The sequence below is a fragment of the Pinibacter soli genome, assembly GCF_029961145.1.
Classification (GTDB): Bacteria; Bacteroidota; Bacteroidia; order Chitinophagales; family Chitinophagaceae; genus Pinibacter; species Pinibacter soli.
Genome location: NZ_JASBRG010000001.1, coordinates 831,016 through 856,687 on the forward strand (window position 1 = coordinate 831,016; position 25,672 = coordinate 856,687).

Sequence of the window (25,672 nt, forward strand, 5' to 3'; positions counted from 1 at the left end):
CAGATTGATTTTCAAATCCTCAGATTTTCAAATTATCATATAGCTTATCGAAAATCAAAAACTGTTTCGCATACACCTCCGCTGCGCTTGCATCCGGCAAATACTCTTTGTCGTCTGCAGGAAGAAGCTTCTTTACGTCTTCGATGTTGTTGATCGTTTCTGTGGCGAGCATGGCCATGCAAACAGCACCGAACGCCGAGGCATCGGCAGCAGCGTTTACTGTTATTTTTTTCTGTAAAATATTGGCCATCATCTGCATCCACACACTACTTTGAATAAAGCCACCAGAGGCATGAATTCTACTGATGGCTCCAAAGTTTTCTTCGAGAATTTTCACCAGCTGTGCAAAGGCAAAACAAATACCCTCCGCAACCGCACGCATGAAATGTGCCTGCGAGTGTTTGGCCGTCACGCCAACAAACGCTCCTTTCGCGTCTGCATCCCACACAGGAGCCCGCTCACCATAAAAGTAGGGCAAACAAACAAGTCCCTCTGCACCGGCAGGAATTTTGCCAACCGCTTCGAAGAACTTATTAAAATCGTTTTCTTGAATGTCTTTATCCTGCAGCATTTGCTCCATCCACCATTTTAAAACGATACCGCCATTGTTGATGGCCCCGCCGCTCACATAGTAGTCGTCATTCAAAATATAAGTGAATAGCCTTTCTTTATCATCTGTTGTAGACGAGCGCACTGTCTGCCGAATGGCGCCACTGGTTCCTATTGTAAGTGCAACTTCTCCTTGCGCAATGGCTCCGCTTCCAAGATTCGCCAGGCACCCGTCGCTGGCACCGGGAACGAACGGCGTTTGAGCATCTATATCCCATTGTTGGCAAAACTTTTGCTGCAAGCCCTTTACAATAAGCAAAGGTGAAACCGGTTCTGATAATTTTGTTTCATCTATACCTGCAAACTTCAATGCCTCCCTGCTCCAGGTAAGCGTGTGAATATTGAACAGACCGGTTGCCGAAGCGATGGAATGATCGATGATAAACCTGCCGAACAATTTATAAAAAATATATTCTTTTATGGAAATGAATTTGTGTGCCGCCGCGAACAGCGCAGGATCGTTATCCCTTATCCAGCTTATTTTACAGAGCGGCGTCATTGGGTGCAGCGGTGTGCCTGTTTGTTCAAATATTGTTTTGCCTTCGGGCGACTGCTGAAGCTTTTTCGCGTAGGCAAGGCTTCTGTTATCGGCCCATGTCCACAGGGTTGATAAAGCATTTCCCTGTTCATCCACCACCACGAGGCTATGCATTGCCGAGCTGAAACTTACTGCGGCCAAAGTTCCTTTGCCTTTCATAAACTCCGTTACCTGCTGCATTAGCCGGCACATAGCCTGAAAAATTTCATCGGCATCTTGTTCGACCCCTTCAATTTTTTCTTTTTTATACCCTTCTTTATAAGTGATAATTACTTTGCCAGAAGCTTCGCAAGCAATTGCTTTCGTGTGTGTTGTGCCAATGTCTATGCCTATAAAGTATTGCATATGTGATAAGATGTGCTTTCCGAAAATACGGAACATTTCCCCAAAAATGACTATGGCACAGGGATTGCGAATATCATTGGCAACAATAGTTTTTTAAGCCAAATACAATATCTGCAGGGAAAAACGTTATTAAACAAACGTATTAAATGAAAATTATATGAAACATGCACACAAGCCATTCATAGCCTGGCTTTTCATCTCGCTCGCGGTTTTGTATGTGGTGATGGCTCTTTTAATGAGTTAGGCTCATTAAATCTGAACTGATCCGCAGCTATATCTTTCCCGCCATAACAGAAGCTTCAATAAAAGAAGTCAAAAGGAAAAATTCAAAATTCAAAAAAGGGTATTCAATACCTCTAAGCCTTTTTTTGACTTTTTCCTATTTATTTTTTATTTCTGGTTTCCCAATACTTTTGTGAAAACACAATCAATGAAACCTGTTGTCTCAATAGAATATTGCCCTAAATGCGGATGGCTTATGCGAAGCGCCTATATGGCGCAGGAACTGTTGACTACTTTTAACGATGACCTGAAAGGTGTGCTGCTGGCGCCTTCGGAAATTAGCGGCCGATTCATCATTTCTATCAACGATGAAAAAATATTTGACAGAAAAGAACAGGGACGTTTTCCCGAAATAAAAGAACTCAAGCAGCTGGTTCGCGATGTTGTAAATCCCGATAAGAGTTTGGGGCATTCGGATAGGAAAATAACTGAGTAACTGAATGACTGAATAACTGAGTGTTTGACAATGTGAGTTCCTTCGCATATGAAACATTCAGTTATTCGGCATTGTCTCTTCGGTTATTGGCCTTATTAATTATTCTTTATTAATTATTAATTACCCTACGCTGCCTTATCTCTCGTGCTGCGTATAAGAGCTATTCCGGAGAAAAAGAAAACAACTCCTAAAATAGAATAGGTAAATATTTCCTTCACATTATGTGTATTGGAGCCACCGTTCATGAAATTCATCGCGGCCATAATTAAACCAATGATACCCAGTACAGTGAGTATGATTCCGAAGACTCTCTTTTCCATGGTTTTATTTTAGATGAATGACAGCAAAGGATGTGCCTCGGGGAAAGATGTTGCTGGTATTGCTTTTTATAAATCGCTATAACGATTAAGAACATCGAAAGATAAAGCTACCTTCGCCCTTTCCAAGTCGTTACCCTTACTCTTCCCATGTTGCCTGTGACGTTTGTAAAAACACACAATGCAAAAACACATAATTTTAGGATTGCTCCTGACAATTAAATTGGTTTCCTGCTTCGCGCAAAGCGATCTACATGCACCTCCTTTTATCAGAGTCTGTTTAAATAGAATAAAAAATCCCAAGGCGCTGGATTCATTCTTTTTGAAATTGAACGGACTTGAAAAAGAAAGAAGAGACCAAATCAATATTGTTCATATTGGTGATTCACATTTGCAGGCGGGCTTCATAAGCAAAGAAATAAGGCAAGGCCTTCAACAAAGATTCGGCAATGCTGGCCGCGGTTTGATCTTTCCTTACGCAATGGCTAAAAGCAACGGCCCCGATGATATAGCAAGCGCTTCAACTATTCAATGGAACTACAATCGACTTGCACATCCTGAAATTCCGTTAGCAACCGGGATCTCAGGATTTTGTATATCTACAGAAAATGCACAGGGAACGTTGTCCGTTTCCGTGAAGAATACCACATTTTCTAATCTTCAGTTGTTTTTCATTAGAGATAACTCTACAAAAAATGCCTTGTATTCAACAAATAACGGCAACGGAGGTATAGTAGATATTGCATCTGATACTTTTACAACCGCTCCAATCAAAATAAAACTATACCAACCTGCCAATAAATTCACATTTATATTTCCCCCTGAAGTGAATAGAAATACATCAACATATTTCCATGGCTTATCTGTAACGTTGGACTCGCCCGGAATTATTTATCATAACATTGGTGTAAATGGTGCCCGTTTTAATAGCTATGTACAGAGTAAATATTTCTTCGACGAACTGTCATATTTATCCGGCGACCTTTATATCGTTTCCCTTGGTACAAATGAGGCGCAAAATCCTTCTTTATCTCCAGAAGAGTTTGAACGTGACTTAACGGCATTCTATGACCAAATAAAAAAAATTGATCCTAATGCGATTGTTTTGCTCACAACACCTGCAAGTTCTTTTTATAAAAATACTTCTGTAAATACCAAGATTGAAATGATAAGAAATTGCATCATTTCATTTGCAGAAAAACACACGCTTCCATATTGGGACCTTTTTGAAATTTCATGTGGAAATTCAGCCCGGTATTGGCGAACTGCTGATCTTATGGCTGCCGACGGCGTACACTACAACAACAAAGGATATGCTTTACAGGGGCAGTTATTTCTCCAGGCATTATTGAAAAGTTATTACGATTTCCGCGGTGCCATTTCTGCGACCAACAAATGACATCTGGAAGCCCAGCCCATGTAGTAAAGTAATTCGAATTTTAAAATATTATTGTCCTCGCCCGCTGTCCCGCAACGGGCAAAGCCACCAACATTTAACTAATAACGCTGGGTTCTAAAACTGCAAATAAATTGGCATTACCGGTTCTGCGGATTTGAACTGCATATAAATAAATACGCTTAACACAAATATTATAATGTATGTCGTAAGCTTCGCGGTCTGCAAGCGAATACAAAGTTTATCTATAAGCGATGCCGGTGTACTATGCATTGCAACACCAAGAAGCGTTATGGCCAGCACATTTTTATAATGCGAAAAAAACACAGGAAATACGGAGACATCGAACTTTGTAAAAATCTGTTTAATAAAAGCAAATGATTGGTCGATTGTTGCCGACTTAAAAAAGATCCAGCAGAAACAAACCCAGTTCAATGTTATAAAGATCCAGAGCGCATTTTGCAAATAGCCTATTGGTTTTTTCGATGGAAACAGTTGTTGCCATTGCTTATGAAATGCCAATGCTCCGCCATGTAATGCACCCCAAATAATGAAGTTCCAGCTGGCACCGTGCCAGAAACCTCCGATAAGCATGGTAGCAAATTGATTACTATAGGCTCTGATTTTCCCTTTTCTGTTTCCGCCCAGCGGTATGTAAATATAGTCTCTTAACCAGTTCGATAGAGAGATATGCCATCGCCTCCAGAACTCGGTAATGTTTTTACTTTGATACGGCAGGTTGAAATTTGACGGAATCCGTATTCCCAGCCAACGTGCCATACCTATCGCTACATCTGAGTATCCACTGAAGTCGCAATAGATCACTATTGCATATCCATACATTGCGAATAAACATTCCAATCCTGTATATCTTGACGGGTCATCAAAAATATAGTTCACAAAATTCAGTGTGATGTAATCTGAAATCACCAACTTCTTGAAAAGCCCAACCACTATCAAATAAAATCCCTTACTAAAATCTTCAGTACTTACATAATATGGTTTGCTTAATTGTGGAATAAAATCTTTTGCTCTAACAATGGGCCCCATAACCAGTTTGGGGAAAAAAGACAGAAACAATAAGTATTCATCAAACCGTCGTATCGGCTTGAACTCTCCTTTATAAACATCAATTGTATAGCTTAAATTTTCAAATGTGTAAAAGGAAATACCAACAGGCAGCAAAATATTTAAAGGATTAAAATGAGCCTTAAAAAGATCATTGCAAACGCCAATAAAAAAATTGGTGTATTTGAAATAAAACAGCAATCCTACATTTACTACTATACTCAAAATAAGCAACGCTTTTTTCTTCGATTGTGATCTTTGCCGGTAGATGAGATTGGAAAGCACGTAATCAAAAATCGCTGAAAATATTACAAGCACTACAAAGTAGCCACTTGCTTTGTAAAAAAAATAAAGCGAAAATAAACACGCCACATAAGTTCTTGCCTTTACGTTTTCTCTGAAACAATAATACAATAACAGGAACGACGCAAAAAAGAAAACAAAAAACCCGTTATTAAATAGCAACGGATTTTGTGGATCATATAAGAACTGATCAAGTAATTTGGACGTGTCAACCATGTTTTATTCTCTATTTATTTGAGTCTATTTTGTTCGCTTCATGCATAATCGCATCTGAAAGAAATGCGGCAACTTTCTTTGCCCCTGAATGGTTGGGATGTACATAATCTTTATTTGCTAAAGGAGGATTGCTATTTGCCCAATCAACAATACTGTTTTTACCGCCCATTGTTTCATACAAATTGAAGAACGAAACGTGATTCTCAAAAGCCATTAACGCTTGCGCTTTTACAAGATTAGGAACGCCAATGCCAGACTCCCATTTGTCGCCTTTTCTAAAGGCTCTGTCGCCTGTACTGATCATCAGTATATCTGCTTCGGGAAATGCTTTTTTGATTTTTGTCAAAGAAGGCACCATTTTCTTACAGTACCAATCGAAGTTTGTATCATTTGGGCGAAACAAAACGTTTACCCCATATTCAAGTATGATTAAATCATAGGGGCGCTTGATGTTTATTTGAGCAAGCAGATCATCATTTAGCTTGTTAATCTCCACGCCGCTTATTCCTCTAAAAGAAAAATTATCAACGATCACGCCAGATGACGATTCGAACGAAGTTCCAAATACACGCATTCCCGGTGTTTGAATTTTCACTTCTACACTATTGGCAATTTTCAGTTTTTTTATATTGAATTCATCGCCTTTTGGAATCTGAATAATATTGTTATCAAGCATAATATCACCCGACCCTTTTCCATATAAAAGACTTATTTCCACAGCATCTTTTGCTGTGTTATCTTTCACGGACAACCATGATCCCGTAGCAGAGCTAAACACATTTCCGGAAATAAAAAGTCCATCAGTGTTCTCTGATTTATAATTCCTTTTTATCCAATCGTTACTGCTTTTGCTGTTTACTGTAATGCGTAAAGACGCGGATATGTCGTTTACGGGAACGAAGCCAACACCACTGCCGCCAAATGTTTGCTGTAAGGTAGAGCGAAGATCCTGGGTAATAAGATCGGCTTCAATCATAGAGTCGCCGAAAAAAGCAATCCGCACTTTACCTTTTCTTTCCTTTTTTACCTTCACCAATTTTTTAATAAACCCTGCCAGTGCTGGTTGAGTGGTCTTTGCAGAAAAATTGATAATCTGCCCTGGTACTGAGTAGGTGTCGAATTTTTTTTCCTCTTGTTTGTCAATGGGAACTATTGCTGATGGCTGACTTGTTGCGCTTTTCTCTGTATCCTTTTTGATGTCACTAAAAAGGTCTATTTTCTTTATTGTGTAATCCCGCGTTTTAATATTCGGCAATAAGGAAAACACTGAAAGGGAAAGGCTGGCTAAAATAGTAAAAAGCAATACTTTTTTGGCATTATTCATAAACGGTAGAGTCAAGATTTTGAAGTCGATATTTGCCTATTGTTTTATCAACGCGGTTCTTCCAGGTTCGGGGCATTGATGTGTATCCACATCTACTTATCTGTGACGTCCACTTTTTATAATCACCGTCGCCTTTTAATTGCTTATAAAATTTCTTGTGTGAGATCACCTTGCAAAAATCGCGATACGAGGCAGCAACTTCTGCGTATTGCTTATATCTTGATTTAACAGGGGGATGAAGCTTTCTGAGGTTATTTTTTCCTATTACGCCAAAATGGTTATTAAGAAGTTTTGCATTTCTGCTTCTCCCTGATCCGGATTCTAAAATAGCAACCCCCAAAATTACGCTTGCAGGTATGCCATATTGTTTCGATAATTCCAGCGTTTGACCTTTATGCTCCTTGATATAACGTTTTGCCTGCGCCCTGCTGTCATTAAAATGCAGTATCGATATCAACAAGAAAAAGAGCAGTCTTAATAATTTAACATTCACGCCAATTAGTTTAAATAAATTGGCAGGTATTTGAGGTAGGACTACAATTCTGTCGTTACAGCGGGAAAACAAAAATATGGCTATTATTAGAAATGTCCTTTTCAAAAAAGACATTCAAAAGCGATAACTAGACTAGTTTTTCTATTTTTAACCTGTTAAACACCATAATGCATTATGATCAACCTAAACAACGAAATCGTTTCTGTAAAAATTCATCCAAAAGGAGCAGAGCTTCAAAGTGTTGAATATAACGGTCTGGAGTACATGTGGAGCGGCGATGCTGCTTTTTGGGGTAAATATAGTCCCGTGCTATTTCCTATTGTAGGCACCTTAAAAAACGATACGTATTGTTATAAAGGAAAAGAATATCATTTACCACGTCATGGTTTTGCAAGGGAGAAAGAATTTGATGTAACCATTGAAAGCAGCTCAAAAGCCATATTTACTTTGGTGAGTAGTGAAGAGACTTTAAAGATTTATCCGTTTACATTTGAATTGAGCTTGGTATATGAGCTCATTGGCAACAAAGTAAGTTGCACTTATATGGTGAAAAATAACGGCAACGAACAAATGCTTTTTTCTGTTGGCGGCCATCCGGCATTTGCAGTGCCGCTTGAAGCGGAGCTAGCTTATGCAGACTACTATCTTAAGTTCAACAAAGAAAATGAATTGATGAGATATAAGCTGGACAATGGGTTGATAGGAAAAGACACTCAAACAACCACACTGGCAGATCACAAACTTCCTTTAAGCAATTCACTTTTTTATGAAGATGCGATTGTATTAAAGCATTTGCAGAGCAACGCTATTTCTCTTGCTTCGCAAAAAAGTGAGCATGGCTTACATTTCCTTTTTGAAGGATTTCCATTCTTTGGCATCTGGGCAGCGAAAGATGCGCCCTTCGTGTGTATAGAACCGTGGTGTGGCATTGCAGACAGCGTTGATCACAACCAGGAATTAGCAGAGAAAGAAGGTATTGAAAAATTGGAAGCTGGCGGAAGCTGGCAGAGAAGCTGGCAGGTAGAACTGTTTTAATAACTGAATAACTGAGTGTTTAATTGTTAGACATTCGGCAAATCCCGACCCCCTTTTAAATGAAATCACTAACAATTTTTGCATTTTGCCTTTTTATGGTTTTCAACGGATCTGCCCAGGAAAAGAAAGAACTGGCAGACACAACAATTGAAAAATACTTTACGAAAGTTGAAGTTGAATCAGAATTTCCTGGAGGTGTTTCTTCCTGGGCCAAATTCTTAAATGAAAATTTAAACTACCCCAGGGCTGCAGTAAAGAAAAATATTGAAGGGACCGTAGTTGTCCAATTTATTGTCGATAAAGAAGGAAATGTAACTGATATAAAAGCAATTTCTGGCCCGGACGAGCTAAAGCCAGAAGCGGAACGAGTGATGAGAAAATCACCCAAATGGACACCGGCGCAACAAAGTGGCAGGAAGGTAAAAAGTTATAAAAGACAGCCTATTACTTTCAGGTTGCGCTAATGGTTGAGTAATGGAGAAGCATGACTGTTTAGGCTGATCTTTATCAAGACCACGCATACCAATATTCCGACCACTAATATGAATTGAATAACTGAGCAGGTTATTACACCAAATGCTCAGTTATTCAATTATTCAGTAATTCAATTATTTTATTTGTTCATCACCTGCTTAGCTTCGATGCTCAAAGTAGCATGTGGCACAGCACGTAAACGGGCTTTATCAATCAATTTTCCGGTTACACGACAAATACCATATGTTTTATTCTCGATGCGCATCAACGCTTTTTCGAGGTGATCAATAAAAGTGATCTGACGACTCGCCATTTGAGAAAGCTGTTCTCTTTCCATGCTTACACCACCGTCTTCCATTGTCATGTAACGGTTTTCACTTTCATCACCGCCCATTTCGTCTTTGCGGGTAATCAGGCCCTGCAGGTAAGACAACTCTTTTTTGGCTGCGTCCAGTTTCTTGTTGATGAGTTCTTTGAACTCTCCCAATTCTGCGTCACTGTATCTCATAGTTGGAACGGTTTGTTGCTGTGCAGGTGTATCCAGCACACTTTTAGTAAAATCTGGTTCGTATTTTTTTACCGACTTGGTTTTAATATCCGGCATTACCACTTTTGTGGGTCTTGCTTCTACCACAGGCGCCTTTTTAAATGGCGGCGGTGGGATGGTGGATTTAGGTTCTGGTTTGGGCGTTTCAACAGGAACTGGTGACTTCTTAATGGTTTTTATTGTCGCTGCCGGAGCAGGCTTTACAGTTGATTTTGATGCTGCCGCCTGCGCTTTGGCCGGAGCCGCTGGTTTTACAGGAGCAACAGGTTTCGCAGGAACATCGTTCTTAACTGCAGTTTTTGTTGTTTTCTCAGCAGGTTTTACTGCTTTCTTCGGTTCCGGAGTTTTGGCAACAGGTTTAGCAGCAACTTTTTTTGCTACCGGCTTTGGCGCTGGCGTTGCTTTTTTTGCAACAGGCTTTGCCGCCGCTTTTTTAGCAGGCGCTGCTTTGGGAGCAGGTTTCGCCACTTTCTTAGGGGCCGCTTTCTTAGCAGCTGGCTGCGGTTTTTTCTTCGCAGGCACCGCTTTGGCAGCAGGTTTTACTGCTTTTTTTGCCGGTGCGGCCTTTTTCTTTGTTGCCATAACTGTTTTCCTTTTTCCGGTTAATCAAATTATTGGGCCCCGCAAGCGGGGTTTTTGAATTAATAATTAATAATTGATATCGGTTTATCAAACTTTTATCTTTCTGACAGGAAGCAGCAACCTTTAATGACTGCGACCTTAATTATTCATTATTAATTACCCTTAAGGCTTAGTTTATCAATTAATGGATTTTGTTACCTGGATTTTTAATGAAATATCGTTCACTTCAATTTCAGTGCCATCGATCAGTCCATCAACAAGTTCTAACTTGTCTGCGAGGATTTCGGTGCGAATATATTCATCAAATTGGCTAACTGATTGTTTTACGAATTCACTATCAGCAAGCCTTACCATAATACGGTCCGTGAGTTCGTAGCCATTGTCCTTCCGTATCTTTTGTATTCTGTTGACAAGCTCCCTTGCATTTCCTTCGCTTTCCAGTTCTGGGGTGAGTGTAACATCCAGGGCTACTGTTAATATACCTTTGTTGGCAACCATCCAGCCGGGAATGTCCTCGCTGGTGATTTCCACCTCATTAAGTTGTAATATTAATGGTTCGTTATCAATTAACAAAGAATAAGTACCTTCTTTTTCTAATAAAGCGATGTCTTCTTGTGTAAATTGACCGATCGCAACTCCTGCCGCTTTCATTTTGCCCCCCAGCTTCTTACCAAGTGCCTGGAAGTTTGGTTTGATCTTCTTCTTAATAAAGCCTTCAGTATCGGTTAAATACTGTATCTCCTTCACATTTACTTCCGTTTTGATCAAATCTTCCACTTTTTGGAGCTGTCCTTTCATGGAAGAATTGAAAACAGGGATAAGTACTTTTTGAAGCGGCTGACGAACCTTAATGTTTACTTTTTTCCTCAGCGACAGGATCAAAGAAGAGGCGTCCTGTGCCAATTGCATTCTTTCTTCCAGCCCCAGATCTATAAATTCTTCTTTTGCTTTCGGATACAATACGTGGTGAACAGAAGTTTCGTCTACTTTTCCGGTTACGGCGTTCAGGTTGCTGAACAGCCAGTCGGAGAAGAACGGCGAAACCGGCGCCATTAATCGGGCAATGGTTTCAAGGCACTCATATAACGTTTGGTATGCGCTTATTTTGTCGTGCTCGTATTCTCCTTTCCAGAAACGGCGACGGCAAAGGCGCACGTACCAGTTGCTAAGTTGTTCATCCACAAAGTCTTCTATCAAACGGCCAGCCAATGTTGGCTCGTACTGGTTGAAGTTTTCCGTTACATTCTTCACCAAAGATTGAAGGGATGACAGTATCCATTTGTCGATTTCAGGTCTTTGATCTATAGGTATGTAGGCTTCTTTGAATGCGAAACCATCTACGTTGGCATACAATGCAAAGAACTGATATGTATTATAAAGTGTACCAAAGAATTTACGTTGTACTTCTTTGATACCTTCTATATCAAATTTCAAACTATCCCATGGAGAGGCGTTGGTGATCAGGTACCAGCGGGTGGCGTCTGCACCAAACGTGCCGATGGTTTCAAATGGATTCACCACGTTACCGAGGCGCTTACTCATTTTATTACCATTTTTATCTAGCACCAATCCGTTGGAAACTACTGTTTTATAAGCAACATTGTCAAATAGCATTACGCCCAATGCGTGAAGCGTATAGAACCAACCACGAGTCTGGTCAACGCCTTCTGCGATAAAATCTGCAGGGAAAGCTGTACCTTTTTCAATTGCGTCTTTGTTTTCGAACGGATAGTGCCACTGCGCATAAGGCATTGCACCACTGTCGAACCAAACGTCGATCAAGTCCGGTTCGCGGTGCATTGGTTTGCCATCTTTGCTTACCAAGACAACTTCGTCTACATATGGTTTGTGCAAATCAAGGATGCCGTCGTGCAAATAATGCTTATTTACATCGCCACCCAACACTTCGTTTGCTTTTCTTATTTCTGTGTTCAGTTCTTCAATTGAACCGATACATTTTTCTTCGCTGCCATCTGCTGTTCTCCAAACAGGAAGCGGTGTACCCCAATAACGGCTACGGCTTAGGTTCCAGTCCACCATGTTTTCCAGCCAGTTGCCAAAACGGCCCTCGCCGGTAGCTTTTGGCTTCCAGTTGATGGTTTTGTTCAGTTCCACCATTCTGTCTTTGACAGCCGTGGTTTTGATGAACCAAGCATCCAGCGGATAGTAAAGAACGGGTTTGTCAGTTCTCCAGCAATGCGGGTAGCTGTGTTCGTATTTTTCTACTTTGAAAGCCCGGTTTTCTTTTTTCAGTTTTACGCTGATGTCAACATTTACGTCAACGTAGTTCTGTTCGTCCTTGTAATTTTTTACATAGCGATGACTGAATTCACCCAGGCCGTCCACGAATTTTCCCTCGCGGTCAACGAGGGTCAGAATGCCGATGCCATATTTTTTGCCCACCTTATAGTCATCCGCACCAAAAGCGGGAGCGGTGTGAACTATACCGGTACCATCTTCTGTAGTTACAAAGCTGTCCACCAACACACGGAACGGATCGCCTCCGGATTTTTCCGGGGTGTTTGCTTCGTAAGGAAGCAATTGCTCGTAGCGTAAGCCTTCGAGTTGCTTTCCTTTGAACTCAGCGAGTATTTGCCAAGGCAACAATTTTGTTTCTGCAGTATAACCCGCGAAATCTCCGTTTTCGCCTTCTGGTTTGAAATATTTGCCAATGAGGTTTTTCGCCAGCACAACATTTACCGGCAGGTGTGTGTACGGGTTAAATGTTTTAACCAAAACGTAATCTATGTTACCGCCAACTGTAAGACCAAGGTTTGAAGGAAGCGTCCATGGAGTAGTCGTCCACGCAAGGAAAAAAACTTCGTCGTTTCCAGCTGCGTCGAACAAAAATTGAGAATCTCCGTTTTTCGCAGTCTTAAACATTGCCACCGCACTGGTATCCTTTACATCCTTGTACGTTCCCGGCTGGTTCAATTCATGAGAACTTAAACCTGTACCTGCTGCGGGAGAGTACGGTTGGATGGAAACGCTTTTGTACAAAAGCCCTTTCTCATATAGCCGCTTTAAGCACCACCAAAGCGTTTCAATGTATTCATTTTCAAAGGTTACATAAGGATTTTTCAGGTCAACCCAGTAACCCATTTTTGTAGTCAGTTCGTCCCATTTGTCTTTATAACGCAAAACTGCTTCGCGGCACTTTTGGTTATACTCAACAATGGATATTTTTTTGCCGATATCTTCTTTTGTGATGCCTAGTTCTTTTTCAACCCCTAACTCCACCGGCAAACCATGTGTATCCCAGCCGCCTTTACGCTTAACCTGGAAACCCTGCATGGTTTTATAGCGACAAACAAGGTCCTTTAATGTTCTTGAAATAACGTGGTGAATTCCGGGCATACCATTCGCACTTGGGGGACCTTCATAAAACACGAACGGTTCCGCTCCCTCTCTTAATGACACACTTTTTTCAAAAGCCTGATTTTCAGCCCATTTTGCCAATATTTCCTGCTCTATTGTTGGTAGATTCAGTTGGTTAAACTCACGATATTTTGTTGTAGACATAGTCAAATCTCCAATATATATAAAAATAGCTTGCAAAGGTATTGAAAAGAATGACTGAATAACTGAAGGCTCGAAATAGTTGAATAATGGAATAATGGAATTATTGAGCAGTCGAGTCAATTTGCAACCACACTCAGTTATTCAATTATTCAGTCATTCAGTTAATAAAAAAGACGCCCTTTCGGGCGTCTCTACTTGATCATGATATATTAAAACTAAAACCAACTTTTATTCCAGGTCACATCGGATCCGGGAACATTACGCCTTGAACGTCTTGCAACATCTATTGCGTGACGGATCATCGCGTAGAATATCATTAAAATAAATATGATTGTCAACGGTGGAATTCCCATCATAGAAACCCATTTACCACCAAAGTATCTGCGCATCGGGCGTTTCAATCTTTCTGCGATCAGGTACATACTTGGAACCATTACGAGCGTCATGAAGAACGCGAATGCCAAACCGAAGATAATGGTCCATGACAACGGCTTCCAGAACGACACGTTGTCTCCACCAAAGAAAATGCGTGGGTTCAGGTCCGAGAACAGTGTTACGAAGTTGATATTGAACCCAACCGCCAGCGGTATCAGTGCCAGGATCGCGGCCATCGCAGTAAGCATTACAGGAATGATACGCGTTTTACCAGCCTGTACAACAGCCTCTCTTGTTTTCAAACCACGTGATCTTAATTCGTCGGCAAATTCGATCACAAGGATACCATTCTTCACTACGATACCCGCAAGCCCCACGATACCAATACCCGTCATTACAACTGATACCTGCATTCTCGTGAATGCAAACCCAAGCATTACACCAATTACACTGAATATAATTTCCGTGAGAATGATTACCGGCTTGCTCACTGAGTTAAATTGCAATACCAATATTATCAGGATCAGCATCAGTGCCAGTACCAAGGCTTTTAAAAGGAATGCGCCTGTTTCAGCCTGTTGTTCGCCTTCACCGGTTTGCTTAATGGTTACGCCATCCGCTTTGCCTTTAAACTTATCGATATACTTGGTGATATCCTGGTTCACCGCAGTTGGTGTGTAGCCTTGTGACGTGAGCACGTTTGAACGGACCGTGATCATACGTTTCTGGTTCTTACGTTTCACACTACCTAACGTGCTGGTGTAATCAATTTTAACCAATGAACTGATCGGAACGCTTTTCACTCGTCCTGTTGCCATGTCGCGGAAAACAACGTTCATGTTCAGCAACTCTACAAGATTCTTCCTTTGTACCTCATTGTTTCTAAGCTGGATCTTATATTCTTCTTTTCCTTCCTTAATTTTTGACACTTCTTTACCAAACAGTGCGGTTCTTAACTGGCCGCCAACCTGCGCTGAAGACACGCCTTCTATTAACGCCCTCTCACGGTCAACGGTAAGCGAAATTTCAGGATTGTTCAGGTCAATATCCATTTTCAACTCTTCCACGCCGGGCACCTGGATGGAGTCAAGGTAGTTCTTTAGAGAAACCGCCGTTTTGATCAGATTATCAAAGTCTTCACTGGCTACCTCGATGTTAACCGGAGGCTCTGTAGGAGGCCCACCCTGCTCCTGGTCAACAGATATTTCCGCACCCGGAATACCTTTCATCGCAGCGCGAATGCTGTCCAGGTAAGGTCTTGAGGAAACGCCGTGACGTTTCTCAAACTCCACAAAGGAAACCTGGATTCTGCCCAATTCACTTCTCGTACTTCTGTCACCGCTGCTAGGATCACTTGCGCCCACGGCAACGTTAGAAATAACGCTTTCTACCATTGGGTTCTTTTTACCATTTTCCATTCCCAGCACCCTGTACACTTTCGTTTCCAGTGTACGGGTAACGGAGTCTGTGTAGTCTACAGATGTTCCTACCGGTAATTTCAGGTAAACGAAGATCTGATTAGGATCACTTTGCGGGAAGAATACAACCGGTACATTTCTCGCACCAAAGAATACGAATGAGAAAACAAGCAAGACTACGGTGCTAAGCAACAACCATACTGGCCTCCAGCCTTTCAGTGCCCATCTCAGCAACGTTTCATAATGACTCATTATCCACGGCAATGCCTTGTTCTGGAATGAGTGTATAATACTATCCAGGAAAAACTTATTGAGCAATACCAATATGGTGATGAACAATAACAGGTTGCCCCAGAAAGTGTACATATTGATAACCGCTTCATCAGTTGCAGATTTTGCTGCACTTGGCGCTGCCATACCGACAAGGTCTAGCAGGATGCCGAGACCCACAGCGAGCCACAGGCCCGGTTTTTTGAAGATGGCAAATTTCGATTCTTTGTGGCCGTTTTCCGGATGGTTCATAAAGTCAACCGCAAATACAGGGTTCATGATGAACGCTACGATCAAAGACGCCGTTAAGGTAAATATCAACATCGTTGGCAGATAGATCATGAATTTACCAATGATACCAGGCCAGAACATGAGCGGAATGAAAGGAGCCAATGTAGTCAGTGTACCTGCCAACACGGGCACGAACACTTCGCCCGCTGCGGCCATCGCAGATCTCTCGGTAGTGATCTTTCCTTTGTTCTCCATGAAAATGCGGTGCGTATTTTCGATTACCACAATCGCATCATCCACTATGATTCCCAAGCCAAACAGCAATGCAAACAACACCATGAAGTTCAGCGTTACGTGCGTTCCAATGATCCAGTCTGCCGCCGGAAGAAACATAAATGCCAGGAACATACTAAGCGGTACAGACAAGGCCACGAAAAACGCATTCACAACGCCCATGAAGAACATGAGGATCACCAACACCAGTATAAACCCGATTACGATTGAGTTTACAAGATCGTTAAATGATGTTTTCGTTTTGGTGCTGCTATCGCCCGTTACTGTAATGTTCAGGTCCTTTGGAAATGCTCCGCGCATTTCTTCTACTGACTTCTTCACATCGTCGCTCGTTTCAATGAGGTTTTCACCAGAACGTTTGATGATGTTTAAGGTAACAACGTTCTTGCCATCAAGGCGGGCATAGCTTTCTCTTTCTTTAATTGTATCCTTGATAGTGGCAATATCTTTTAGATAGATCGGTTTACCTGACTGGTTTCTTATCACTACTTTTTCAATATCTGCGGCGGTTTTGAACTGACCCTTCAACTGAAGGTTGCGTTTCATTGTGCCCACATCCAGCAACCCGCCGGAAATATCCATGTTTTCTCTTGCTACTGCGCCATCAATATCATCGAAGGTTATACCGGCGCTTCGCATTTTATAATTGTCCACATTGATCTGAAACTCTCTTTCCGGCGCACCTACGATGTCTACACGGTTTATTTGCGGAAGCTCTTCCAGCTTATCCTTCATGTCATCAGCATATTTTTTCAAACGCTGCTGATTATAGTCTCCACTTATGTTTACATACATAATAGGGAAGTCGCTGAAGTTCACTTCCAATGCAGTTGGTTCTTGTGTAAGATCAGTTGGCAAATCCTGTTTTGCCTTGTCGACTGCATCCTTTACTTTCTGTAAACCGTCCTGCACGTTTACATCTGTTTCAAACTCTACTACGATGGCAGAATAATCCTGCACAGATGTACTGGTGAATTTTTTGATCTTGGCACCGGTAATACTTTTGATCTGTTTTTCGATTGGTCTTGTTACCAGATTCTCGATATCCTTTGGTGAGTTACCAACATAAATTGTTTGCACATAAATAGTAGGGATAACGATATCTGGGAACTGCTCTTTGGGCAGCGTTACGAACTGAAAAATTCCGATAATGCTCAGGAAGATCATGAGCAGGTATATGGAAGTTTTATTTTTAATACTCCACGTTGTTACGACGAAGTCTTTAAATTTTCCGGAAAAGTTTTCTAATGCACTCATGGTTTGAGTTGTAAGTTGTAAGTAATAAGTTTTAAGTTGTGGGTAGTATGTGGCAAATCATAAGGCATGGCCGCATAGGCGCACTTATAAATTACTACTTACTACTTATAACTTTTCTTAGCTCGTAGTGATCAACTGTCCGTCATACAAGCTTTGGAAACCTTCTGTGATCAGTTGGTCGCCTTGTTGCAGACCCGTTTTGATTTCTACTTTGTCTCCATAAGTTTGTCCTATGGTAATAGGTCTCTTCTTGGCAACCAGTTTTCCTTTATCCTGTGTAGCCACAAGCACATACTTGCCTTTATCGTCGGTCTGCAAAGTATTAATAGGAATAGTGATCACATTTGGAGTTGAGTAATCCTGAATTTGTGCCAATGCAATTTGGTTCGGCCGCAAATCTTTATCCGAAGGCAGTTGCACTTCTATATAGAAAGTTCTTGTGTCCGGATCGATCAATCGGCCCGCTACATGCACTTTACCCATTACAACTTTGTTGTTGACTTCGGGCAATGAGATTCTAACCGGCGATCCAATTTTTACGTTTGCCTGGTATGCTTCAGGAACCTGCACAACCGCTTTTAATGTGCTTGTGTTAACCAATTTCAATTGTGGCGAATTACCCGCCATTCCCGCAAAGGTTTCACCTACTCTCACGTTCACTTCATCCATTATACCATTCATATCAGCATAAACATTTGTGAAGCCGAGTTGCTCATTCAGCAATTTGATCTGGTTTTCTGCCTGGTCAACATTGTTTTTTGCATTGATCAAATCCACCTCTGCTCCAATTTTTTCATCCCAAAGATTCTTGCGACGCTGATAAAGATCTTTTGCAAATGTCAATTGCGTTTGAGCGTTCGCAAGTTGTTGTTTAATAACGGCATCGTCAAGTTTTAAGAGCAACTGTCCTTTCCTGACTGCGTCTCCCTTTTTTACATAGATCGCTCTTACAACACCAGGAGTGCCACGGGGAGCCACATACGAAATGTTATCTGCATCCACTTTACCCTGAAGGTCCACATAGTGTGTAAATGGAGTTGGGGCCAACGAGGTAATGCCTACGAGCTTTGGCTTTTCTGCTTTTACAGAAGCGGGGTCAAGCTTTGCTATTTCTGCCTCAAGAGATGTTATTTTTTTATTTATTGCCTCCTCGTCCTGTTTCAATTTTGCCAGTTCTTCTTTTTTTGCGTCTACAGGTTTTTTAGAGGTGTTGCTGCTTCCGCACGAAACCATTAGCGTGGTGCTTAAAGCAATTAGTGTTATGTTGAAAATGCGTTGCATAAATATGTTGTTTGTGGTAGAGACAAGGGAGTGACTTGTCTGTACAGTGTTGAAAAATTTTTTAAGGTAGTTTGCCAGTTGCTTTCACATAGTCGATCTTAGCAATTACAGCATCGTATAAACTGCTTGTATAGTTGCTTTGTGCGGTGATCAAATCTGCCTGTGCATTGGTAATCTCAAGATTTGACGACAGGCCCATTTCATACTTCTTCTTTGTTTGATTATACACTTGCTCTGCCAGATCCATATTCTTCTTTTGATAATCCAGGGTTATAATAGCAGCTTTAAAATTGTTCTGCGCCACGGCCACGTCATTATCAATTGACAGTTTCAAATTATCCATTTGATTGTTTGCCTGCTCCAATTGCAATTTTGCTTTTTTGATATTGGCATCTTTTGCAAACCCGTCAAATATCGGAACGGCAATGTTTACGCCAATGTTCCATCCTGTGTACCAATCTCCTTTTTTAAAAATGTTGAACTGGTCCCTGTAAGCGTTTTTCGAAAAAGTACTTGAAAGGCTTGCTGTTGGGAAATAAGCGTATTTATATCTTTTAATGTTGAATTCGTTTAATTCCTTTTCCAGCTCCAGTGCCTGGTATTCTTTCCTGTCTTCATATTTGTAGGTGCTTCCTTCCAGTACGCCACTTCTTAGTTTTTCATCAGTAAGATCATCTGTTAAAATGAGGCTATCACGAATAGGCATGCCAATTAAAAACTTAAGCCCTGTATAGCCATTATCAATGGATCTTTCGACTTTCAATTTTTGCGTTTGCAGATTTGCAAGCTGGACTGTTGCTTTATCTACATCCAGTTGTTCTACAAATCCATTATTGAACATTGCCTTTGAATCGCTCAGTAGTTTTGATGTCCTTTCTATGTTAGCGTCTATCTGAGCTATCTGCGTTTTGCTTACGATCAACTGATAGTACACTTTGTAGATGTTTACTTTGATGTTCTCTGTTGTAACTTCCGCATTTTTTATCTGATAGTCCAAAGATGCTTGCCTGGCTTGCAACCCAACAAATACCTGTCCGTCAAATAAAATCTGGTTGAGTGTTGCAGCTGCGGAGGCGGACCATTTCGTCCCAAAAGCGGCTTGTATAACTCCATAGTCACCCTTCTCTTGAATTACGTCACCTGCACCGTTCTTAACTCCTTCATCTGCCAGCACGTGGTAGGTACCGGCAGCAATAAAGTTTGGGAAAACCTGCACTGGAACATGCGGGAAATAAGTGCTTCCCAATGATCCGTTCAATTGCGGATATGCTGCAGCTGTAATTTGCCTGTTGGTTTGTTCCTGGATCTTGTACTCCAGTAAAGCGTTCTTTACTATTGCATTGTTTTTTGTGGCATAATCTATCGCCTCCTTAACGGAAAAGCTGTGTATCTGCGGTGGTTGTACCGGCTGCTGGGCCATTGCACCAATACACAACATCAACATCAAAGATGTGATAAGGTTAATTTTTCTAACTTCCCTCATGGTGTTGTTTTTTACGATCAAATAAATATTTCTCGATTTGTTTATATCCTTCCGGTGTACTTAAGCCAAATAAGAAGTGCACCATCAGCTCCATATGTACGTCTGCCGGGGTGTGCTTTTCTGGCGAAAATGTGTTGGGGTTAAAAGAAAAGTAAACCGACTCTACTCTGAACTTCGAAAGAATTTCAATGTTGATCTCATGTCTGTACAGCCCTTCTTCGATGCCGCGTTTCAAATTGTCCTCAATGCCCTTGTACAAAAACTCGTCTTTAAACGTTTGAAATTTCCTGAAAGCTTCATAGTGAAATTTGTGCAGATCAAAAACCATTGCAGGGTGCATGTCTCTTAAATGTGCAATCACACGGTCCATTGCAAGAAACACTTCATGTACCGCATTCTCCGCATCAAGCTTGCACGACAGGCAATCTTGTTCAGATGATTCGAGGTGATCTTTCACTACCTCACTTACAATATCATCTTTGTCGGTAAAGGATTGATAGATGGTTTTTTTTGAAATACCGAGTTGCGTTGCAATCTCATCCATAGTCACGGAGCGGATCCCGTAGCGCTTAAAAAGCTCGTTGGCTTTTGACTTAATCCGATCTTTCATTTCCATATTCCAATAAATTCTGGAACAAAACTATGGAAACTTTTCGTGTAACAAAAGTTTCCATAAACTTTTTTTACCATTCATAATATTTTCGGGCAAATGAAGTTATCTTGATTAAACCGTTTGAACTTCAATGTTTAAGCGGGGAAATGGCGAATCTTGAGTCGTGAAAATCTGCTAAATCAGATCGTTTGCTTATGGAATTTAATGCAATTTGCGTCCTTGCTATCCATCGGTTTAGCCGAAGCTTTTTCGATTTATTTTTAATGATTTCTCTATGAAAAAATTTGCCGCCGTCGCTTTCCTTTTATTCGTTTTCCACTTTTCATTTTCTCAAGGTCATAAGTTTGAAAAAACACCTCTTTGTAATTTTTTGCGGCAAAATTTCGACAGCACGATTGTGTTGAATTATGCGCACAATGGCAACGATTTTCAAATGATTTCTAAATGGGATAGTTTCACCGCCTACTTTTCATATTATGATCCTTTTAAGTGGTCCGCGGGTTATACATTTCCTTTAGCATTAAAATATAAATTCCTGACAGAAGACGACGTGTTTAGAAATACGGATCCCGACACTAACAGGTATTTTATACCGCACAAAGTTGATTATAGACTAAGGAATCAAAACTGGATCAACATTGATCAATTCAATTTATGGAATTTGAAGGACGACAAATCCGACACCTGCCACAAGAAATGCACAGTAATGGATGGCTCGGTATATGAATTGTATTTGATCACGAAAACAGAGATCAAAAAACTGTATTTTGACAATCCCGACTTCTACGAAGAATGCTGTCCTGGTAATAAGGACAGGCAGACCGTTTTAGCTGTACTAAAAATATTTGAATCAACTTTTCCGTCTCGTGTTAATGGAGTTAGCGCAACACTAACTGTTCAATAACGTTTACTATTAAGCGTTAAGCAACTTCAAAAACAACCACACAAACGGCGTTGCTACAAGGAGAGAGTCGAAGCGATCCAGAAAGCCTCCATGACCGGGCATGATGCTGCCGCTGTCTTTTACGTTGGCCATGCGTTTTAGTTTGCTTTCCAGCAAATCGCCAAGCGTTCCCATAATGGCGGCAATGGAAGAAATACCAATCAATTCAGTTGTAGATGACACGCCAATTGCTCTTCCCACAAGCGTAACCGTTACAACCGCCAGTACCATTCCACCTATCGTTCCTTCCCATGTTTTTTTGGGAGAGATTTTAGAAAATGGTGTTTTGCCAATCAGCGAGCCGACAATGTAGGCCATTGTATCATTTATCCAAATGGAGCAAATAATAATCAACGGCGTGACCCACTGAAAATCGAATTTCACCGGATTCCTTATGTCGATCATAGCTGCCAAACTCAATGATATATATAGTATCCCGAGAAATGAATAGCCGATATTTTTAGAATTGATATTTTTTGAAAACAACAATTCAGAAATAGGTAAAATAAAAAGGGCGATCAAACCAACCCACCATCCAATGGCATGTAAAAGAAACCCGCCTACATGAAAATAATCATTAGTGGCAAATAACATCAGGCACCATCCGGCAATCACGATAGCATATCTGTGGAAAGGATTGATGTTATTGTATTCACTGTCGGTTAGTCCAATGAGTTTTTGATACTCTATCCAGCAGCCGAAATGTATGATGGAAAATAAAATAAAGAAACTCCAATAGTTCCATAGAAGGCCGGTAAGCATCACGGCTACAAATAGCACAGCTGTTAATGTCCGGGTTTTAAAGGTTTGCCAGTTAAATGCCATTGTATATTTTTATTTGTGCGAATCGGGTATTGAATTGGGGGTTTCTGTTATGCCAATTAACAATTAATAATTACCATTGTCATTCTTTCTATCAATAGGTTCTATCGTAAAATCGTCCGTATCATATATCTCGCTGTAATGGGTATGCGAAATGCGTTTCATCCAGATGAGAACTAAAACTATTGCAACACAACTTGTCAATACCAGCCAAACACTGAAATGAGTGTCTTCCACCATTGTTGACGGATAATAATACAATACTATAATTTGCATCGCATTGTTTAAAAAATGCATCAATATTCCCGGCCAAAGACTGCCGCTGTACCAATACAACGCTCCCAACAAAGCTCCTAAAACAAAGCGAACCAGAAACCCGCTAAACTCCATATGAGCGGCAGAGAAAATAAATGCGGTGACAATAATTCCTATAACCGGACTTTTAAACAATTTGATAAAAATCCTTTGCAATGCGCCTCTGAAAAAAATCTCCTCCATCATCGCCGGAATTATTCCAAATATGATGACGTTCATGAAAAGATCCTTTACGGACGGCATAACCAGCATTTTCTTCATCATTTCCCTGTTCAGTTCGTCGAACTTTTCGAATGTTTGATGCAGACCGGAAGGCAGGTGTATTTGTTTGTTGATAATTGCGAACCAGCTAAGGGCCGGAAGGGAGGCAAGTAAAACTATTACTGCTATTGACATAAATATCTGTGGCGCGGGTTTTCTAAACCCGAGATATTTAAACGGATGATGATCAGACATATAGCTGAATAAAAAGCCTGACAAGCCAAAGACGAATATCGAACTGATGGCCAGGTTCACCTTTGAAGCGGCGACCGCAGCAGGGCCCACCGGATTCATCAGTTCATCAAGGCTAATATGGTAGGCTCCGGCAATGGAATAAGCGGCCGCTGAGCCCAAAACGGCACTTGTAACGAAGAAAAGACCGCCTAAAATTATAAATTGAAGCCAAACAGGCTTGTATTTTAGATAAGTGTTCATAAATGGTTCGGTAAAATGCTCGTAAATTTGCAGCTCAAAATTAGTTTTCCGTCAGCAGATTGAAGCAATTATAATGAATAATTAATACGATGGCGGCCTTTTAGAAGGCAATCTGTTCAAAATTAGAGCACTCGATTCTATTACGAATGCCAATCCATTAATTATTAATTAGTTCTACAGCTTTTTCGGAAAGCGCCTAAAAATTATGGTTACAATCGGCAACTTACAACTTCCTGATTTTCCTTTGCTACTCGCTCCAATGGAGGACGTGAGTGATCCGCCGTTCCGTGCGGTGTGTAAAGACAATGGCGCCGACCTTATGTATACCGAATTCATCAGCAGTGAGGGATTGATTCGTGATGCGATTAAAAGCCGCCGAAAGCTCGATATATTTGATTATGAACGCCCTGTGGGCATCCAGATATTTGGTGGAGATGAGGAAAGTCTTTCTCTTGCGGCAAAAATTGTGGATGTTACGAATCCGGATCTACTGGATATTAACTTCGGTTGCCCGGTAAAAAAAGTGGCCATGAAAGGCGCAGGAGCCGGCGTGTTGAAAGATATCGACCTGATGGTGCGCCTGACCGATGCTGTTGTTAAAAGCTCAAAATTACCCGTTACGGTGAAAACGCGCCTTGGCTGGGATGACAATACCAGAAATATTGAAGAAGTCGCGGAGCGTTTGCAAGACGTTGGCATCAAAGCACTTGCGATCCACGGCAGAACGCGTACGCAAATGTATAAAGGTGAAGCAGACTGGACGCTTATCGGTAAGGTGAAAAACAACCCTCGCATCAAAATTCCCATCTTTGGTAACGGAGACATTGATTCTCCGGAAAAAGCGCTTGAATATCAGAATCGCTATGGCGTTGATGGTATCATGATCGGTCGTGCGGCGATTGGTTATCCATGGATCTTTAATGAAATAAAACATTTTGCAAAAACAGGTACTCATTTGGCTCCGCCAACGGTGGAAGAAAGAGTGGCGGTTTGCAAAAAGCATTTGCAAAAATCTGTGGAGTGGAAAGGACCAATTGTAGGCATTTTCGAGATGCGCCGTCATTATGCGAATTACTTGAAAGGTTTGCCAAACATTAAAGAGTTTAGGGGAAAACTTGTTACGCTGACAACAGAACCAGAAATTAATGAAGTGCTGGATGCAGTTACTTCTTACTATACAGGTTTCGAGTTTCCTAAAACAGAAATAGAATTAATCAACTATCACGAGAAATGCCCGATTGACTAGTCTGGCATTCGATTTTAATCTTGTGTCTCTATAAAAATTAAAATATATCTATGAAAATTTGGGCTCTGGCCATTCCAGCAATGGCACTATTCAGTTCTTGCGAAACTTTGCAATTACCACAAACTTCAACAGGTACAGGCACAACAACCACGAAGTCGTCTGGCGCAGTTACAGAAAATGATGCTGCGCAGGGTATCCGTGAAGCACTTACACAAGGCATAACCAAAGCTGTTTCAACCCTCAACGTGACGAACGGATTTCTGGGAAACCAGGCTTACAAGGTACTGTTACCACCTGATGCAGTTAAAGTAGAAAACACATTGCGCACTTTAGGTATGGGCGCGCAAGTAGACAAAGCGATCACACAAATCAACCGTGCAGCGGAAGATGCAGTGGGTCAGGCAACTCCCATCTTTGTGAACGCTATTAAACAAATGAGCATTACCGATGCATTGAACATTGTGAAAGGCGGAAACAATTCAGTAACCAATTATTTCAAGGACAAAACAAGTTCTCAATTACTGGCGGCGTTTGCACCGAATATAAAACAGTCACTGGATAAAGTAAGTGCTACAAAATACTACGCTGACATTGTAAATGTCTACAATAAACTGCCAACTACTGTTCAAAAAATAAACCCTGATTTGCAAAACTATGTTGCGGGAAAAGCAACTGACGCATTGTTTGATCAGATTGCCAAAGAAGAAGTTGCTATCCGTACTGATCCTATGGGCCAGGCTTCAGCTATTTTGCAAAAGGTTTTCGGGAAGTAGTGAGCACGCACATGACGATGATTTAGCAGATTTGCACTGATTTTTTTTGTTAAATCTTCAGACATTGTATAGTCCTAAAATAAGTTGACAGATTTTTAAATTGTCCCGGTTGCCTCAGGTGACCGGGATTTTTGTTTGATATACCTGTTCGGGTGTTTGCATGTGTAA

19 protein-coding genes and 1 pseudogene are annotated in these 25,672 nt (G+C 41.1%); 7 read left to right on the top strand and 13 right to left on the bottom strand.

Annotation, left to right across the window (positions count from 1 at the left end; all coding sequences use genetic code 11):
* Nucleotides 1–19: 19 nt before the first annotated feature.
* The gene (locus QJ048_RS03330) at nt 20–1,492 is read right to left on the bottom strand and encodes a gluconokinase (protein ID WP_282332909.1); all 1,473 of its coding nucleotides are present in this window, start codon (nt 1,490–1,492) and stop codon (nt 20–22) included.
* Nucleotides 1,493–1,922: 430 nt separating this feature from the next.
* Between QJ048_RS03330 and QJ048_RS03335 the strand changes: the two genes are divergently transcribed.
* Nucleotides 1,923–2,210, top strand: coding sequence for an Rdx family protein (locus QJ048_RS03335; protein ID WP_282332910.1), 288 nt, complete (start codon nt 1,923–1,925; stop codon nt 2,208–2,210).
* A 125-nt stretch (nt 2,211–2,335) separates the two neighbouring features.
* Here QJ048_RS03335 and QJ048_RS03340 read toward each other — a convergent pair whose 3' ends face one another.
* Complete coding sequence (locus QJ048_RS03340) at nt 2,336–2,530, bottom strand: hypothetical protein (RefSeq protein WP_217791042.1); 195 nt, start codon at nt 2,528–2,530, stop codon at nt 2,336–2,338.
* 178 nt (nt 2,531–2,708) lie between these two features.
* On the opposite strand from QJ048_RS03340, the gene QJ048_RS03345 reads away from it, so the two are divergent.
* On the top strand, nt 2,709–3,926 hold the full coding sequence (locus QJ048_RS03345; protein WP_282332911.1) for an SGNH/GDSL hydrolase family protein: 1,218 nt from the start codon (nt 2,709–2,711) through the stop codon (nt 3,924–3,926).
* A 417-nt stretch (nt 3,927–4,343) separates the two neighbouring features.
* Here QJ048_RS03345 and QJ048_RS03350 read toward each other — a convergent pair.
* From QJ048_RS03350 to QJ048_RS03360, 3 genes and pseudogenes are all read right to left on the bottom strand, one after another.
* Nucleotides 4,344–5,510: pseudogene (locus QJ048_RS03350) on the bottom strand (MBOAT family O-acyltransferase); the annotation flags it as partial.
* Between the two features lie 10 nt (nt 5,511–5,520).
* Nucleotides 5,521–6,834 carry a hypothetical protein gene (locus QJ048_RS03355; protein ID WP_282332913.1) on the bottom strand — a complete coding sequence of 438 codons (1,314 nt, stop codon included), beginning with the start codon at nt 6,832–6,834 and terminating at the stop codon, nt 5,521–5,523.
* Complete coding sequence (locus tag QJ048_RS03360) at nt 6,827–7,327, bottom strand: glucosaminidase domain-containing protein (protein WP_282332914.1); 501 nt, start codon at nt 7,325–7,327, stop codon at nt 6,827–6,829. Before QJ048_RS03360 ends, QJ048_RS03355 begins: the two co-directional genes overlap by 8 nt.
* A 174-nt stretch (nt 7,328–7,501) precedes the next feature.
* Between QJ048_RS03360 and QJ048_RS03365 the strand changes: the two genes are divergently transcribed.
* Entirely contained in the window at nt 7,502–8,362 is an 861-nt protein-coding gene (locus QJ048_RS03365) for an aldose 1-epimerase family protein (RefSeq protein WP_282332915.1), read from the top strand.
* 59 nt (nt 8,363–8,421) lie between these two features.
* Nucleotides 8,422–8,826 carry an energy transducer TonB gene (locus tag QJ048_RS03370; protein WP_282332916.1) on the top strand — a complete coding sequence of 135 codons (405 nt, stop codon included), beginning with the start codon at nt 8,422–8,424 and terminating at the stop codon, nt 8,824–8,826.
* Between the two features lie 149 nt (nt 8,827–8,975).
* Here QJ048_RS03370 and QJ048_RS03375 read toward each other — a convergent pair whose 3' ends face one another.
* From QJ048_RS03375 to QJ048_RS03400, 6 genes are all read right to left on the bottom strand, one after another.
* Nucleotides 8,976–9,965 (bottom strand): TraR/DksA family transcriptional regulator, encoded by a 990-nt coding sequence (locus tag QJ048_RS03375; RefSeq protein ID WP_282332917.1) that lies wholly within the window; start codon nt 9,963–9,965, stop codon nt 8,976–8,978.
* A 177-nt stretch (nt 9,966–10,142) separates the two neighbouring features.
* The gene (gene ileS, locus QJ048_RS03380; protein WP_282332918.1) at nt 10,143–13,487 is read right to left on the bottom strand and encodes an isoleucine--tRNA ligase; all 3,345 of its coding nucleotides are present in this window, start codon (nt 13,485–13,487) and stop codon (nt 10,143–10,145) included.
* A gap of 215 nt (nt 13,488–13,702) precedes the next feature.
* Nucleotides 13,703–17,332: an efflux RND transporter permease subunit gene (locus tag QJ048_RS03385; RefSeq protein ID WP_282332919.1), complete on the bottom strand. Its 3,630-nt coding sequence runs from the start codon at nt 17,330–17,332 to the stop codon at nt 13,703–13,705.
* Nucleotides 17,333–17,449: 117 nt separating this feature from the next.
* Nucleotides 17,450–18,613 (bottom strand): efflux RND transporter periplasmic adaptor subunit, encoded by a 1,164-nt coding sequence (locus QJ048_RS03390; RefSeq protein WP_282332920.1) that lies wholly within the window; start codon nt 18,611–18,613, stop codon nt 17,450–17,452.
* A gap of 61 nt (nt 18,614–18,674) precedes the next feature.
* Nucleotides 18,675–20,096, bottom strand: coding sequence for a TolC family protein (locus tag QJ048_RS03395; RefSeq protein WP_282332921.1), 1,422 nt, complete (start codon nt 20,094–20,096; stop codon nt 18,675–18,677).
* The gene (locus QJ048_RS03400; protein ID WP_282332922.1) at nt 20,083–20,706 is read right to left on the bottom strand and encodes a TetR/AcrR family transcriptional regulator; all 624 of its coding nucleotides are present in this window, start codon (nt 20,704–20,706) and stop codon (nt 20,083–20,085) included. The genes QJ048_RS03395 and QJ048_RS03400 overlap by 14 nt, the downstream gene beginning before the upstream one ends.
* Before the next feature lie 277 nt (nt 20,707–20,983).
* Between QJ048_RS03400 and QJ048_RS03405 the strand changes: the two genes are divergently transcribed.
* Nucleotides 20,984–21,613, top strand: coding sequence for a hypothetical protein (locus QJ048_RS03405; protein ID WP_282332923.1), 630 nt, complete (start codon nt 20,984–20,986; stop codon nt 21,611–21,613).
* A gap of 9 nt (nt 21,614–21,622) precedes the next feature.
* Here QJ048_RS03405 and QJ048_RS03410 read toward each other — a convergent pair whose 3' ends face one another.
* Nucleotides 21,623–22,477 carry a phosphatidate cytidylyltransferase gene (locus QJ048_RS03410; RefSeq protein ID WP_282332924.1) on the bottom strand — a complete coding sequence of 285 codons (855 nt, stop codon included), beginning with the start codon at nt 22,475–22,477 and terminating at the stop codon, nt 21,623–21,625.
* A 63-nt stretch (nt 22,478–22,540) separates the two neighbouring features.
* Nucleotides 22,541–23,485 (bottom strand): CPBP family intramembrane glutamic endopeptidase, encoded by a 945-nt coding sequence (locus QJ048_RS03415; protein WP_282332925.1) that lies wholly within the window; start codon nt 23,483–23,485, stop codon nt 22,541–22,543.
* A 205-nt stretch (nt 23,486–23,690) separates the two neighbouring features.
* Here QJ048_RS03415 and dusB point away from each other — a divergent pair, with 205 nt between their 5' ends.
* Both dusB and QJ048_RS03425 read left to right on the top strand, forming a co-directional pair.
* Nucleotides 23,691–24,731 carry a tRNA dihydrouridine synthase DusB gene (gene dusB, locus QJ048_RS03420; protein WP_282332926.1) on the top strand — a complete coding sequence of 347 codons (1,041 nt, stop codon included), beginning with the start codon at nt 23,691–23,693 and terminating at the stop codon, nt 24,729–24,731.
* 50 nt (nt 24,732–24,781) lie between these two features.
* Nucleotides 24,782–25,504: a DUF4197 domain-containing protein gene (locus QJ048_RS03425; protein WP_282332927.1), complete on the top strand. Its 723-nt coding sequence runs from the start codon at nt 24,782–24,784 to the stop codon at nt 25,502–25,504.
* Nucleotides 25,505–25,672 lie beyond the last annotated feature (168 nt).